This window comes from Micromonospora parathelypteridis, assembly GCF_014201145.1.
Classification (GTDB): Bacteria; Actinomycetota; Actinomycetes; order Mycobacteriales; family Micromonosporaceae; genus Micromonospora; species Micromonospora parathelypteridis.
In genome coordinates, this window is sequence record NZ_JACHDP010000001.1 from 2,783,225 (window position 1) to 2,797,790 (window position 14,566).

Consider the following 14,566-nt stretch of genomic DNA (forward strand, 5'->3'; position numbering starts at 1 on the left):
CCGACATGGTGATGATCTCGCCGTATAGCACTCTGATTCGGCGGCTGGAGGTCATCCACAGGCACGCGCCGAGTGCCCTCCGGGCGCTGTCCACAGGGGTATCGGCCGCCACACCGAGCGTCCGAGTCTGGTCGCATGCCTCCTCACCCCCACCGACCTCCTGCCCTGGCCTGGCAGGTCTTTCGCGGTTCCGACGTGATCCGAAGAGGCCTGGTCACCAGACATCAGCTACGCGGATCGTCCTGGGTCCGCCTTCGCCACGACGTGTACGCCGACGCCCGCCTCGATCGTGACCACGAGCTTGCCTGCCACGCCGCGATGTTGCGGCTGCCGCCCGGAGCAATGATCGCTGGGCCTTCGGCGGCCTACCTGCACGGCATCGAGCATGCCGCCGGCTTCGACGATGACGTGCACGTTCTGGTGCCGAGGGTCGGCCGCGTCGACTCGCAACGCGGCCTGCGCGTGCACCTGGCCGGAGCCGACACCCCTGCCACCCCGACCAATGGTGTGGTTGCCGACGCGCAGCCATCCACCTCGATCACGGCTCAACTGGGCGCGCCGACCAAGCCCTCACTCCGCCGAACGGATCCGTCTGCGGCGGCGTGGGAGGCAGCAGCCTGGTTGGATCCGCTGCGGGCCGTCGCGATCGTCGACTCGCTGCTCGCGAGCGGCTTGACCACCCGGGCGGCCCTGACCGCCGTCCGCACCGCCAACGCGGACCGGCCGGGTGGCCGACGGGCGTGCTGGATCTTCGATCTGGCCGATCCGGGCGCGCAATCGCCGCCCGAGTCGCAGCTACGGGTACGTCTGGTGCTGGGCGGGATACCCCGGCCGGTTGCCCAACACCCGATCCAGTTGGCCGGTGGGCTCGTGCTCCACCCCGATCTGGCCTGGCCCGAGTTTCGGGTGGCCGTGGAGTACGACGGCCGATGGCACGCCGACCCCGAGCAACTGCACCGAGACCGTCGACGACTCAACCTCCTCGTCGGTGCGGGCTGGTTGGTGTTGCACGTGACCAGCCGACGGCTGCAGAACGACTTCCCGGCCGTGCTGAGCGAGGTCCGGTCGGCCCTGATCTCTCGCGGCTGGCGCCGTTGATCACCACCAACCCTGATCGACTCCAGCTCGCCGACCTGGGGGCATCCGACGAACCCGAAACCGCCACATCGGCGACCTGAAGTCGATCAAGACCGCGCCCACCACAAGACCGTGCCCACCACAAGACCGCGCCCGCCGCGAGGTCGGGCTGCGGGGGCGGTGCGCTACGACAGCGTCGGCAGGTCGGCTCGCAACGCCCCCAGGTCGGCGAGGGCGGTCGGCAGATCGGCCATTGTCGACACCTCCGCATCGGGCGTGCACCCACCCGGACGAGGCAACCCGTGCCGATTCAGCCACACCGACCGCAGGCCGGCCCGCTGAGGTGCCACCACGTCGTGCTCCCACGAGTCACCGACGTACACGATCTGCCCGGCCGACACCCCGGCCACCGCGACCACTGCCGCGTAGAAATCCGGGGCCGGTTTCTTGGGCAGGCCGTTCTCGTGGGCGTACACCTCGAAGGCGAACTCGCCGGCGAGCCCGCACCGTTCGGCACGGCTGTTGCCGTTGGTCGCGAAGCCGAGGGTGTACCGGGAGCGCAGCGCGGCCAGCGCCGGTGGCACATCCGCAAACGGTCTGGTGAGGGCGAAGCGGCGGGCGAAGAAGAGGGCGGCGAGTTCGTCCAGGTGGTCCTCCAGCCCGGCGCGAGCCAGCGACCGGGTCAGCGCGGCGCGGCGGATCTCGGCAACCGGAGCGGCGTTCAACTCGCCGAAGACCGCGTCCCAGTCCGAATCCAGCTCGGCGAGCGTCACCCGGGCCGCTGCCGGGGTGCGCCGCCGCATCTCGTCGAGGACGGCCACCAGTCCGCCGGTCACCGCCGGACGCAGATCCAGCAGGGTTTCGTCGGCGTCGAACACCACGGTGGTCAGCACGATGCCCACTGTCTCATCGACCGTCGCGCGCCGGCACATCGACCATCGGGCACCAGCTCACCGACCCGTCGCGCGCCCGCACGTAGCCCGAGAAGCACCGGGTCACCGACCGTCGAGCACCAGCGCGGGCTCGGGCGAGACCGGCGCGGACGTCGACGGGGTCCCGCGCAGTTCGTCGAGGCGTACCAGTGCGACCCCGGCGACGATCAGCGCGCCGCCGAACAGCTGCCAGCCGGTGGGCAGTTCGTTCAGGAACAGCCAGGCGATCAGCACCGCGAAGACCACCTCGGTCAGCCCGACGAACGACGACAGCCGTGGGCCGAGGATCCGGGTGCCGGCGATACCGGCCAGGTACGCGATGACGGCGGCCACCAGTGCGAGCCCGGCGATGGGCAACAGCCAGGTGGTGGACTGTCCGGCGAAGGTGACCTCGCCGAAGGTGGCGTGCAGCGGCAGCAGACCGGTCAGCCCGACGAGGAGCAGCACGGCTGCGCCGACGGCCATTCCCCCGCTGGCCATGGCGACCGAGGGCAGCTTGGGATCGACCCGGCCGGCGAGCACGAAGTAGCCGGCCAGGCCGAATGCCGCGCCCAGCCCCCAGAGCACGCCCACCGGGTGGAAGTCGGTGGTCCCGGCGAGGTCCAGCACGAACGTGAGCCCGGCCAGGGCGGCCACCGATCCGGCCACGGTGAGCCGGCGGGGGCGCTGCCCGTGCCGCAGCCACATCCAGCCCACGACGAGGATGATGCCCAGGTACTCCAGCAGCAGCGCGACACCGACCGGCAGGTAGCGCACCGCGTTGAAGAAGCAGACCTGGGCCAGCGCCACCCCGAGGAGCCCGAACAGCCCGATGGCCGTTGCGTTGCTCCGCAGCACCTGCCTCTTTCCCCGCAGCGACAGCAGGGCGGGGATCGCCAGCACCAGGGCGGCGATGCCGACCCGGGCGATCACCGCGGCCTCCGCCGACCAGCCCGCATCGATGAGCGATCGTGCGAAGGTGCCCGAGGTGGCGAAGGTGACTGCGGAGAGCAGCGCCAACGCGGCGCCGGCGGCAGGTCGTGAGTGCATGTCGCGCTCCTCGGGATGGCACCGTGTCATTAGCAAACTATCCTTGTACCGATGACGCTAGGCGGCCCCTGTGACAGGAGTCAAGTTGCTATTCGCTCATGACACCGAATGTTCGCTGATCGCCGCCGCCGCGCTGGTCAACACCGCGGGACGGGACGGCGAGTTGCTGCCCGACATCGCGGCGTTGGACGCGTTCTTCGTCCGACGCGGCTACAGCGGGCGGCACGAGCAGACCGAGGCCGAGTTGCGCGCCGTCCGGGAGCTGCGGCCCCAACTGCGCCGCATCTGGTATTCCGAGCCGCCCGAGATCGTCGCGCTGGTCAACGGTCTGCTGCTCGAACACCGGGCGCTGCCCCAGCTCATCGAGCACGACGGAGAGCCGTACCACCTGCATGCCGTACCTCGCGACGCGCCGTTGGCCACTCGGATCGCGGTGGAGGCGGCCATGGCCATGGCCGACCTGGTCCGTGCACGTGAGTTGAGCCGGCTGCGGATCTGCGAGTACCCGGACTGCGACAACGTGCTCGTCGACCTGTCCCGGAACCGGTCCCGGCGGTTCTGCGAGGCCGGTTGCGGCAACCGCGCCGCCGTGACCGCCTACCGCGCCCGTCGGGCGGCCGGCCGCTCCTGACCGGCTGCCCACTCCTCGGCCCGCAACTCGTACTCCACCTCGCCGTGCTCGGTGCCCGGGATCGGGTCATCCCACTGCAGGTGGAAGGTGCGCACGTGGTGCAGCCCGGCCTTGGCCATCACCCGCCGGGAGCGTTCGTTGACCGCCATCGTCTCGGCCCAGACCCGACGCACCCCGACGGTGTCGAAGGCGTAGCGGACCAGCGCACGGGAACCCTCGGTGGCCAGACCCCGCCCCCACGTCGCGCGGCGCAGCCGGTAGCCCAACTCGGCCTCGGTGCCGTCCGCCGACGGGTCGAGCGCGAACCAGCCCAGGAATTCGCCGGTCTCCCGGTCGAGCGCCGCCCAGCGCCCCAGCCCGGGATGCCGGTCGTACCCGGCCAACAACCTCGGCAACTGCTCATCACGGACCGTGGCCAGCGGGGTAGCGACACCACCGGTGAGGAAACGCATCACCTCGGAATCGCTGTCCAGCTCGACCAGCGCGCCCGCGTCCGCCGTGGTCAGCCGCCGCAACCGCAACCGCTCCGTCGAAGGCAGGCCGACGTCATCCACCCCCATGACGGGATCATCCCGCCCCCACACACCACCGTCGAACCATTTACCGCGCGACCAGAAGATCAAGGCCGTCGCAGGCGAGGCGGTCGCGTCAGCGCGGGGGCGCGACCACGAAGAACCGCCAGGAATACGCGTCGACAACGAGCACGGGCCCGTCCGGGTCCTTGCTGTCTCGTACCCCGACCACGTCCCCCAGATTCGTCGCCACCTCGACACACTGGTCGTTGGAACCACTGCGGCTGCTCTTCCGCCACCGGGCTCGGGTCAACTCCACGACTCCGCCACTTCCCTCAGCAACTCAATCGACTCCTGTGGTGGCAACGCCTGGCCGAGGGTAGCCTCCCAAGTCCGCTGTAGACGGAGCAAATCCGCTGGTCGATCAAGTTCCTGACCACCGATCTGGCCTCCGAGGTAGGCAAGGTCGCTGTTGTCGGCGACGGTGGCAAGGATGAACGGGCCGTTGAGGCCGGGATACTCCTCGGCCGAACGAGGCACGACATGCAGCTGAACGCGCGGATGTTCGGTCGCCAACCGCGCCAGGTGCAGAGCCTGCTCGCACATCACCTTCCGGCCGCCGACGCGTCGCCGCAGCACCGACTCGTCGAGCACAGCTACGAGGTGCGGCGGTCGGTCCGCGTAGAGAACCTGCTGGCTGTCCATTCGGTCCGTCAACCGCCGCTCAACCTCATCGGCGTCGAGCAGCCTGTCCGATTCGAAAATGGCGCGGGCGTAGCCTTCGGTTTGCAGCAGCCCTGGAACGTGCAGCGGATCGAACCACCGCAGTGCTCGCGCCTCCGCGAGGATCCCCCGCCAGCCGCGCAACCAGACCTGGGCCTTGTCGAGGCTGACCAGCTCGGTGGACATGCGGCCGAAGAGGCCACCGGTGTCCAGGGCACGGTCGACGAGTTCCAGGTACTTCCCGGTGGGCGGTTGCTGGCCCAGCTCGACGGCGCTGACCATCGACGCCGAGTAGTTGACCGCCTTGGCCAGCTCGTCCTGGCTCCAGCCCCGCCGGGCCCGCGCCCGCCGCAGCTCCGCGATCAGGAACGCCGCCGCCGTCATCTGTCCATCGGCCATGCCCTGCCGCCCTCCACCCCGCCGACGATCAACTCCAGTCGGCCGCCAGCGGTGGTGCCACCCGAAACAGGGTGGCTACGACGACGCGGCCAAACGCTTCCGACCGTAGTCGTCTGATCACCAGACTGTGAAGTGCGGAACCGCTTCCCGCCCCCGGGCCTGTCGGCGCCGCACGGGACCGCCCCCGCCCAGGGCGGCCAGGTCGAGAGTGTCCAGATGAGTTGATCCACTCCAGTTCGCCGATGTGGGGGTAACCCGACGGGTGCGATACCGCCATGTCGCCGACCTGGTGTCGATCAACCGGGCCGTCCCACCGCCCAGCCGTCCCACCGCCCGGACAGCCCACCGCCCGGGCAGCCACCGCCCACACAGCCCACCGCCGGGGCGAGCGGGGGGGGGTGATGACGCAAACGATTCAGCTCCAAAGGAAGGCCGCCTCATGACCCGGACCGCCCCGGAGGACCGCATCACGCCGCAACGGCGGCCGCACCTGCCGCTGCGCCCGCTCTGGCTCTGCCGGGTCTGCGCCGGGCCCTGGCCGTGCCCGGTCGCCCGACTCACCCTCCGGCAGGAGTACGCCGACGATCAGATCGCGTTGAGCATCTACCTCTGCACGGTCCTGCACGACGCAGCCGCCGACCTGTACCGGCTCAACCCGCACGACGGCCCGGACCCCGCAGCGCTCTTCACCCGATTCCTCGGCTGGGCGGCACCGGTCAGGGGTGGGTCATCCGGAGCAGGTCCAGCGTCTCGTCGAGCTGAGTCTCGGTGAGCTTGCCGGAGTCGACGTGCCCCCGGGAGATCACCACCTCGCGGATGGACGTCTGCTTGGCCAGCGCCTCCTTGGCGATCGACGCGGCCTCGTCGTACCCCAGGTAGCGGTTCAGCGGGGTGACGATCGACGGAGAGCCTTCGGCGTACGCCAGGCAGACCTCGGCGTCCGCGACCAGGCCGACCACCAGTCGGTCGGCGAACAGCCGGCTCGCCGCGGAGAGCAGCCGGATCGACTCCAGCAGGTTGCGACCCATCACGGGGAGCATGACGTTCAGCTCGAAGTCGCCCTGCGAACCGGCGAAACCAACGGTCGCGTCGTTGCCGATCACCTGTGCGCACACCTGCCGCATCGCCTCGGCGACCACCGGGTTGACCTTGCCCGGCATGATCGACGAGCCCGGCTGCAGGTCGGGGATGCGCAGCTCGCGCAGGCCGGCGCGGGGGCCGGAACCCATCCAGCGGATGTCGTTGGCGATCTTGTAGAGGCCGACCGCCACGGTACGCAGTTGCCCCGAGGTCTCCACCAGCGCGTCGCGGGCGCCCTGCGCCTCGAAGTGGTTGCGCGCCTCGGACAACGGCAGCCCGGTCGACTCGCGCAGCTTGCCGATCACGGCGGCGGCGAAGCCGAGCGGGGTGTTGATCCCGGTGCCCACGGCGGTGCCGCCCAGCGGCAACTCGGCCAGCCGGGGCAGCGCGCCCTCCAGCCGGTCGACGCCGTAGCGGACCTGGGCCGCGTACCCGCCGAACTCCTGTCCCAGGGTGACCGGGGTGGCGTCCATCAGGTGGGTACGCCCGGCCTTGACCACCGTCTCGAACTCGGCCGATTTGGCCTCCAGCGCCGACGCCAGGTGGGCCAGCGACGGCAGCAGGTCTTCCACGATGAACTGGGTGGCGGCCAGGTGGATCGAGGACGGGAAGATGTCGTTACTGGACTGGGAGGCGTTGACGTGGTCGTTGGGGTGCACGTCCCGGCCCAGCTTCCGGGTCGCCAGGGTGGCGATCACCTCGTTGGCGTTCATGTTCGACGAGGTGCCCGAACCGGTCTGGAACACGTCCACCGGAAACTGGTCGTCGTAGCCGCCGTCGGCCACGTGTGCCGCGGCGGCGGTGATGGCGGCGGCCACGTTGGCGTCGATCACGCCCAGCTCACCGTTGACCTCGGCTGCAGCGCCCTTGATCTGCGCGAGGGCCTTGATCTGGGCCGGCTCGAGGCCCCGACCGGAGATCGGAAAGTTCTGCACCGCACGCTGGGTCTGTGCCCGCCACAGCGCCTCGGTGGGCACCTCCACCTCGCCCATCGAGTCGCGTTCGATGCGGTAACCGGTCGCCTCTGGAGTCGTCACGCGTACCATCCTGCCGCGCCCGCCGCCGCCTCGCAGATGATCCGTCAGCCCAACTCGGCGAGCAGGCGTTCCACCTCGTGCTGGTCCGGTGACTCGACCTGGCGAAACAGGAACAGCGCCCGGGTCAGGTGAGTGCTCGCCGCCGCCGGGTCGGTGGGACGCAGGCAGCGGGCGAGGCCCAGCAGAGCCCGAGCCTGCTCGTAGCGGGCACCCAACCGGTTGGCGTCGGCGAGCACCCGGCGATGCAGGTCGAGCGCGCTGGCCACGTCCCCCTGGTCGAGGATCGCCCGGGCCAGCAGGTTGCGCGAGCTGCACTGCGCGATGCGGTCCCCCACCTCGGTCATCGCGACGAGAGCCGCGCGGTGCAGGTCGGCGGCCCGCTCCGGGCGGCCAGCTTCCCGCTCCATCGTCGCGATCTCGTTGAGCACCTCGCCCTCGCCGAAGCGGGTGCCCACCTGCTGCTTGAAGCGCAACGCCACCCGCAGCAACCGGCGGGCCGGTGCCACGTCGCCCATCCGGTGCCGCACCATGCCCAGGTGCCCGAAGGCGTTGCCGATCCGACGGGGATCGCCGATCTCCCGGGCGAGCCCCAGGTGTCGCCGAGCGGTGCGCAACGCCTCGTCGTGCCGCCCCCACAGCAGGTAGGTGATCGACAGGTTGTTGAGGACGTTCGCGAGTGCCTCCTTGTCGCGTACCTGCCTCGCCAGAGCAGCGCCGGCGTCGTAGCACTCCCGGGCGCGGCGAAATTCGAAGTTGGCGGCGTACGAGGTGCCCAGGTTGCCCAGGGTGTTGCGGACGTCGTTGCGCAGGCCGAGCCGACGGAAGATGGCGAGCGACCTCTCCATCAGCCGGATCGACTCGGGGAAGTTGCCCAGCCGGTAGTGGGCCGAGGCGAGATAGTTGAGCATCGTCGCCACCGCCCGGTCGTCGCCCAACTCCTCGGCGGCCCGCAGGCCAACGGTGTGGGTCTCGATCAACTCGTCCAGGTGACCGCCCTCGAACTGGGCGTGCCAGCAGGCCCTCGCCAACTGCCAGCAGTAACGGAAGAGCCCCTCGGTCTCCGCCAGGCGGACCAGGGTGGTCCACGCCGCCAGGTTCTCGTCGAGCCAGGCTCGACCCTGCTGGGCCACGAGAGTGACCAGGTCAGGGCGGACCGGCTCCGCCGTCACGATCAGCGAGTGGCCCGAGGAGAGCTCCGTCGTCCGGGCGATCGCCACGGCGACGTGCAGGTGGTGGTCGAGCAGACGCCCAACCGCATCCCGCCGCTCGACCGCTCGCTCCGGCTCGGCAACCAGCGTCCGCGCGTACTCGCGAACCAGGTCGTGCAGCCGGTACCGACCCGGTTCCGCCTCCTCCACCAGGTGCGCGTCGACCAACTCGTCCAGCAGGTCCTGCGCCTCGGGTAGGGGCAGCTCAGCGAGCACGGCGGCGACCGAGTTGTCGAACCGTACCCCCGGGTGCAGGCCCAGCAGCCGGAACGTGCGCTGCGCGGTCGGCGACACCTGTGCGTACGACAGGGCGAAGGCCCGGCCGACGGACCGCTCGCCCGCTTCGAACTCGGCCAACGGATCGGGTCGGGTGCTCAGTCGCTCGGCCAGGTCGGCGATCCGCCAGCGGGGTCGGTGCGCCAGCCGGGCACCGGCCAGCCGGATGGCGAGAGGCAGGTGGCCGCAGCGGCGGACCACCTCGGTGGCCGCTTCCGGCTCCGCCGCCACCCGGCTGACACCGGCCACCCGCCCGAGCAGGTCGATCGCCTCGTCGGTGTCGAGCACGGGCAGCGACGACGGGCGCCCTTCGTCGACGCCGACCAGCCGGCGACGGCTGGTGATCAGAATCAGGCAGTGCGAGCCGTTGGGCAGCAGCGGGGTCACCTGATCGGCGCTGGAGGCGTTGTCCAACACCACCAGAGCTCGGCGGCCAGCCAGCTCGGTGCGCCAGAGCGCCAACCGGTCGTCCAGGTTCGTCGGCACCCGCTCGGAGGGCACACCGAGCTGCCGCAGCAGTGTGGCCACCGCCGCCGCTGGCGTCAGCGGTGTGCGTTCGCTGTGCCCGTGCAGGTCGATGTAGAGCTGGGCGTCGGGGTAGTTGTCCGCGAGGGCGGTGGCGACGTGCACCGCGAGCGCGGTCTTGCCGCTGCCGGCCATGCCGTCGATGAGCTGGATCCGCGCGCCGGCGTCCACCTCCTTGACCAGGCGGGCCAACGTCTGCTGCCGACCGGTGAAGTCGCCGATCGCCCGAGGCAGCGAGCGGACCGGGGCGATCGGCCCGGGCTCCCGACCGGCCAGAGCCAGGTCGCCGGCGAGGACCCGCTGGTGCAGCTCCTGCAACTCGGCGCCCGGTTCGATGCCCAGCTCCTCGGCGTAGAGCCGCCGGCCCTCCCGATAGGCCCTGAGCGCGTCTGCCTGCCGACCCATCGAGGAGAGGGCGATCATCAGTTGGCCGCGCAGCCGCTCCCGCAACGGGTGCTGGTCGACACTTTCGGCAAGCTCGTCGATCAACTCGACGGCCGGCCCGAGGCGCAGTTCGACGTCGACGCACTCCTCCAACGCGGTGAGGCGCTGCTCGTCGAGTGCGTGCGCACGGCGGCGGACGCTGCGGCTCGGGATCCCGGCGAGCGCCGGCCCTCGCCAGAGCGCCAGGGCAGCGCGGAATTCCGCACGTGCGTCGATCAGGCGACCGGCCGTGACGGCGGCACGGGCGGCTTCCACACCTCGGGCGAAGACCTCGGCGTCCAGGTCGGTCGGTGCGACGCGGACGCCGTACCCCGCCGGGTCGGTGACGATGGTCTCCGACGGCAGCCCGAGCTCGGCGAACCGGCGACGCAACCGCGACACACAGGTCTGCAACTGGGCCCGCGCGGTGGCCGGAGGACGTTCCTCCCACACCGCGTCGACCAGCTCGTCGACCGGCACGAGCCGGCCGGCCCGCAACAGCAGCATGGCGAGCACGATCCGGTCGCGACCAGCGGTGACAGTGGACTCGCCACCGCCGACCCGCAGAGGCCCCATGATCCCGAACCGCATCTACTCCCCCGCATCGATAACGCAACTTCCAGCAGAGTAGTCCGACGATCACAGATCGCCGCAGTCAGGCGAGAGTGATGTGAGAGCGGATCGACAGCGGTACAACCGACAATCGCACCGGGTTGTCGGTGACGGCATCCGACGGGGGCGGTGCGCCCGTCCACCCCAGCGGGGCGGGCGCACCGATGTCGGTGGAGCACAGACGACGGAAGAAGGGGTGCCGGGCGGATCCGCCCGGCACCCCTTTTCGTGTACGCGCCGAGTCAGCGGCGGCCGACGGTGAGCACCGGCTTGGTGACCTCGGCGAAGAAGTCGTTGCCCTTGTCGTCGACCACGATGAAGGCGGGGAAGTCCTCCACCTCGATCTTCCAGACCGCCTCCATGCCCAGCTCCGCGTATTCGAGCACTTCGACGTGCTTGATGCAGTCCTGGGCGAGGCGGGCCGCGGGGCCACCGATCGAGCCGAGGTAGAAGCCGCCGTGCTGCTGGCAGGAACGGGTCACCTGGCCGGAGCGGTTGCCCTTGGCGAGCATCACCTGCGAGCCACCCGCGGCCTGGAACTTCTCCACGTAGGCGTCCATCCGGCCGGCGGTGGTCGGGCCGAAGGAGCCGGAAGCGTACCCCTCCGGGGTCTTCGCCGGGCCCGCGTAGTAGACCGCGTGGTCGCGCAGGTACTGCGGCATCGGCTCGCCGGCATCCAGCCGCTCAGCGATCTTGGCGTGCGCGATGTCCCGGGCCACCACCAGCGGACCGGACAGCGAGAGGCGCGTCTTCACCGGGTACTTGGACAGCTCAGCGCGGATCTCGGCCATCGGCCGGTTCAGGTCGACCCGGACGACCAGCTCGGCGTCGAGCGAATCGTCGGTGACGTCCGGCAGGAAGCGCGCCGGGTCGGTCTCCAGTCGCTCCAGCCACACGCCCGACGGGGTGATCTTGGCGACGGCCTGCCGGTCCGCCGAACAGGAGACGGCGATCGCCACCGGGCAGGACGCGCCGTGCCGGGGCAACCGGACCACCCGCACGTCGTGGCAGAAGTACCGGCCACCGAACTGCGCTCCGATGCCGAAGTTGCGGGTCAACTCCAGCACCTCCGCCTCCAGCTCCAGGTCACGGAAGCCGTGTGCGCTCATCGAGCCCGAGGTGGGCAGCGCGTCGAGATACTTGGCGCTGGCGTACTTCGCGGTCTTCAGGGCGTACTCGGCGGAGGTGCCGCCGATGACGATGGCCAGGTGGTACGGCGGGCAGGCGGCGGTGCCGATCAGCCGCAGCTTCTCCTCCAGGAACTGCATCATCCGCGTCGGGTTCAGCAGCGCCTTGGTCTCCTGGTAGAGGTACGACTTGTTGGCCGAGCCCCCACCCTTGGCCATGAACAGGAACTTGTACGCGTCGGGGTGCCCGTCCGGGTCCTCGGCGTACAGGTCGACCTGGGCCGGCAGGTTGCTGCCGGTGTTCCGCTCGTCCCACATGGTCAGCGGGGCGAGCTGGGAGTAGCGCAGGTTGAGTTTGGTGTACGCCTGGTAGACGCCGCGGGAGATGGCCTCGGCGTCGGCGCCGTCGGTGAGCACGTGCCGGCCGCGCTTGCCCATCACGATCGCGGTGCCGGTGTCCTGGCACATCGGCAGCACCCCGCCGGCGGCGATGTTGGCGTTGCGCAGCAGGTCCAACGCGACGAACCGATCGTTCGGCGAGGCGGCCGGGTCGTCGATGATCGCTCGGAGTTGAGCGAGGTGCGCAGGGCGTAGGAAGTGCGCGATGTCGTGCATCGCCTCGGCGGTCAGCGCGGTGAGCGCGGCCGGCTCCACGGTGAGGAACCGGCGGCCTCCCGGGCCGTGTACGACGTCCACACCCTCGTCGGTGACCAGGCGATAGTCCGTCTGGTCGGGGCCGGTCGGCAGCAGAGGGGCGTACGAGAATGCGGCGGCACTGCTCATGAGCGGCAAGCCTAGGGCAGACCGGTCGATCACTCCCACCCGCCGGGCTGGTCCTGGGACGCCGCTCTCATCGCCTGGACGCGCCGCGCTCCGCCGCCAACTCGTTCAGCGGGCATCCCGGCCGCTCAGCCATGCCGCTCAGCCGTCCTTGCCGCCGTCCGGGTCGGGGCAGAGCTCCCCCTTCGGCCCACAGTCGCCGTTGTTCTGCCCGCCGCCCGGGCCGGTGCCGCCGGGTCTGGGATTTCCGCCGTCGCCGGGCGGTCGGGTGGGCGAGCCCCCGGTGGCGCCGAAACGGACATACCCGATCTCGCGCCCCTCACCGATGATCATGCCTTGCGACCCGACCGCGAGAGCGTTCGCCGAGGTCCGCAGGACGGCCAGCTCCCGGCCGGTGCGCGGATCCACCGCGGCCAACCGGGACGGCTTCTCGTCGGCGACCACCGCCGCGTACGGGGTGAGCGCGGCACCGGCCTTGCCGCTGGCGGGACGTGTCCAGAGCACTCGGTCGGTGCCCAGCTCACGGGCGATAACCGAGCGCTTGTCGGCTGCCCGGAACACCGCGTAGCGGTCGTCGACGGCGATCAGCTTGGTGCCCGAGTCACCGACCCAGAGCAGCCGTCCGTCGTACCCGTCGATGACCGCCTCGCGACCGTCCGGGGCGACGCCGATCAGCACGTTGCGCGCGCCCTGTGGGTCCTCACGTTGCACGCAGCCGGCGCTGTCGGCGGTCCGCAGGTTGACTCCGGCCCGCTGCCAGGCCTCCTGCCCGGTCGCCGGGTCCCGGGCGGAGATGGCGAAGTAACAGGTGCCGTCCTGGGAGCGGGCGGCGATCCGTAGCATCCGGCCACCCACCACGGAGAGCCGCTCGTCCCGGCCGGGCTCGACGTTCTGCAGAACCCTGCCGGTGGCGGTGTCGACCACGTGCACGCGGCCGTCGACCGGGAAGCCGAGCAGCGGTGGCGCGGGCTCCGCCCCGGCCACCCCGTCGTCGATCCGGGTGGCGGTGAGCCGGCGGGTGCCGCGCAGGCCCGGGTTGTCGGCGAGCAGGCCGCTGTGCACCCCGGGCAGGAAGGCCGTCCAGAGTGGCGCGGTGCCGCGGGGGTCCCAGGCGCTCAGGGTGCAGTCGGTGGCATCCGTGCACCGGGCATCGAGGAGCAGGTTCCGGTACGTCCACACGGCCACCGCGTCGTCGTCGCGTCGCCGGGTCACCCCGGTGACCGGGTCGAGCAGCTCGTACCCCTTGACCAGGAGCTTGCCCACGGCGACGACCGGGTCCCGGTCGCCGCCGGCGACCGCCGACCAGTCCGCCTTGCGCTCCCAGAGCTGCGCGCCGGTCGCCAGGCTGCGTGCCTCGACCCGGGTGCGCTGCTCGACCACGACGGCGTCGCCGGCAATGGTCACGCTGCGCGGAGTGCCGCCGACCCGCTGCTGCCAGACCACGTCGGGTTCGGAGATGGGTTCGCTGCGGTCCGCCCACTCCCACAGGCCCGGGAAAGGGTTCCACACGCCGGTCGCGGCGAGCGCGACGACCACGGCGAGGCCAAGCAGCAGCCCGCCGCGCACCCTCCCCTTCGCCACACCGCACACCGTAGCCACGATCGCGGATCTTCCGTACGCCCGCGCCGCCGTGTCGCCGCGCTTTCTGCGCTCGGAGGTGTTAGAGCGCCCTTCCCTCGGCCCGTACGGCGCTGCGCACCAACGGCAGCGTGCGGTAGGGAATCTGCTCGGCCAGGGCGATGATCGTCGAAGCCCGGGTAATGCCGGCGGACGAGACGATCGAGTCGATGACCCGCTGCAGGTCGGTGTTGGAGCGGGCCACGATCCGGCAGAGCAGGTCGCTGGAGCCGGTGATGGTGTGCGCCTCCAGCACCTCGGGGATGGCCGCGAGGTGGGCGGTGACCGGGTCGTGGCCGTGCCGCTGACTGATCTCCAGGGTGACGAAGCTGGTCACCCCGAACCCGATCGCGGCCGGTGAGATCTCCGGGCCGAAGCCCTCGATGACCTGCCGCTCGATCAGCTTGTCCAGCCGGGCCTGCACGGTGCCCCGGGCCACCCCGAGCCGACGGGAGCACTCCAGCACCCCGATCCGCGGCTCCTCGGCGAGCAGTTCGATCAAGCGCACGTCGAGCGCATCGAGCTGTACATTCTGCTCACCATTCATGGGTGAAGACCATACCGAATGCGCAACCTGA

The 14,566-nt window shown here is 70.8% G+C and carries 13 protein-coding genes; 3 read left to right on the top strand and 10 right to left on the bottom strand.

Going from position 1 to position 14,566, the window contains the following annotated elements:
- Nucleotides 1–195: 195 nt before the first annotated feature.
- Nucleotides 196–1,098, top strand: coding sequence for a DUF559 domain-containing protein (locus HNR20_RS12375; protein WP_229687096.1), 903 nt, complete (start codon nt 196–198; stop codon nt 1,096–1,098).
- 164 nt (nt 1,099–1,262) lie between these two features.
- On the opposite strand, the gene HNR20_RS12380 is transcribed toward HNR20_RS12375, so the two are convergent.
- Both HNR20_RS12380 and HNR20_RS12385 read right to left on the bottom strand, forming a co-directional pair.
- Nucleotides 1,263–1,970: an HAD family hydrolase gene (locus tag HNR20_RS12380; protein ID WP_184179214.1), complete on the bottom strand. Its 708-nt coding sequence runs from the start codon at nt 1,968–1,970 to the stop codon at nt 1,263–1,265.
- 102 nt (nt 1,971–2,072) lie between these two features.
- On the bottom strand, nt 2,073–3,038 hold the full coding sequence (locus tag HNR20_RS12385; protein WP_184179216.1) for an EamA family transporter: 966 nt from the start codon (nt 3,036–3,038) through the stop codon (nt 2,073–2,075).
- Between the two features lie 85 nt (nt 3,039–3,123).
- Between HNR20_RS12385 and HNR20_RS12390 the strand changes: the two genes are divergently transcribed.
- Nucleotides 3,124–3,669 (top strand): CGNR zinc finger domain-containing protein, encoded by a 546-nt coding sequence (locus tag HNR20_RS12390; RefSeq protein ID WP_184179218.1) that lies wholly within the window; start codon nt 3,124–3,126, stop codon nt 3,667–3,669.
- Here the strand turns inward: HNR20_RS12390 and HNR20_RS12395 are convergent.
- The 3 genes from HNR20_RS12395 to HNR20_RS12405 form a co-directional block, all read right to left on the bottom strand.
- The gene (locus HNR20_RS12395) at nt 3,636–4,229 is read right to left on the bottom strand and encodes a GNAT family N-acetyltransferase (protein WP_184179220.1); all 594 of its coding nucleotides are present in this window, start codon (nt 4,227–4,229) and stop codon (nt 3,636–3,638) included. The two genes, HNR20_RS12390 and HNR20_RS12395, sit on opposite strands and share 34 nt — an antisense overlap.
- A gap of 88 nt (nt 4,230–4,317) precedes the next feature.
- Nucleotides 4,318–4,500, bottom strand: a complete 183-nt coding sequence (locus HNR20_RS12400; RefSeq protein ID WP_110563761.1) for a DUF397 domain-containing protein — start codon at nt 4,498–4,500, stop codon at nt 4,318–4,320.
- Nucleotides 4,491–5,303: a helix-turn-helix domain-containing protein gene (locus tag HNR20_RS12405; protein ID WP_184179222.1), complete on the bottom strand. Its 813-nt coding sequence runs from the start codon at nt 5,301–5,303 to the stop codon at nt 4,491–4,493. The genes HNR20_RS12400 and HNR20_RS12405 overlap by 10 nt, the downstream gene beginning before the upstream one ends.
- A 439-nt stretch (nt 5,304–5,742) precedes the next feature.
- Here HNR20_RS12405 and HNR20_RS12410 point away from each other — a divergent pair, with 439 nt between their 5' ends.
- Nucleotides 5,743–6,075: a hypothetical protein gene (locus tag HNR20_RS12410; protein ID WP_184179224.1), complete on the top strand. Its 333-nt coding sequence runs from the start codon at nt 5,743–5,745 to the stop codon at nt 6,073–6,075.
- Here HNR20_RS12410 and HNR20_RS12415 read toward each other — a convergent pair.
- The 5 genes from HNR20_RS12415 to HNR20_RS12435 form a co-directional block, all read right to left on the bottom strand.
- Nucleotides 6,020–7,429 carry a class II fumarate hydratase gene (locus HNR20_RS12415; protein ID WP_184179226.1) on the bottom strand — a complete coding sequence of 470 codons (1,410 nt, stop codon included), beginning with the start codon at nt 7,427–7,429 and terminating at the stop codon, nt 6,020–6,022. The two genes, HNR20_RS12410 and HNR20_RS12415, sit on opposite strands and share 56 nt — an antisense overlap.
- A 35-nt stretch (nt 7,430–7,464) precedes the next feature.
- The gene (locus HNR20_RS12420) at nt 7,465–10,443 is read right to left on the bottom strand and encodes an AfsR/SARP family transcriptional regulator (RefSeq protein WP_184179228.1); all 2,979 of its coding nucleotides are present in this window, start codon (nt 10,441–10,443) and stop codon (nt 7,465–7,467) included.
- Between the two features lie 263 nt (nt 10,444–10,706).
- Entirely contained in the window at nt 10,707–12,374 is a 1,668-nt protein-coding gene (locus HNR20_RS12425) for a fumarate hydratase (protein WP_184179230.1), read from the bottom strand.
- Between the two features lie 138 nt (nt 12,375–12,512).
- Nucleotides 12,513–13,961, bottom strand: coding sequence for an outer membrane protein assembly factor BamB family protein (locus HNR20_RS12430; protein WP_373291031.1), 1,449 nt, complete (start codon nt 13,959–13,961; stop codon nt 12,513–12,515).
- A 70-nt stretch (nt 13,962–14,031) separates the two neighbouring features.
- On the bottom strand, nt 14,032–14,535 hold the full coding sequence (locus HNR20_RS12435; protein ID WP_184179232.1) for an Lrp/AsnC family transcriptional regulator: 504 nt from the start codon (nt 14,533–14,535) through the stop codon (nt 14,032–14,034).
- Between the last annotated feature and the right edge of the window lie 31 nt (nt 14,536–14,566).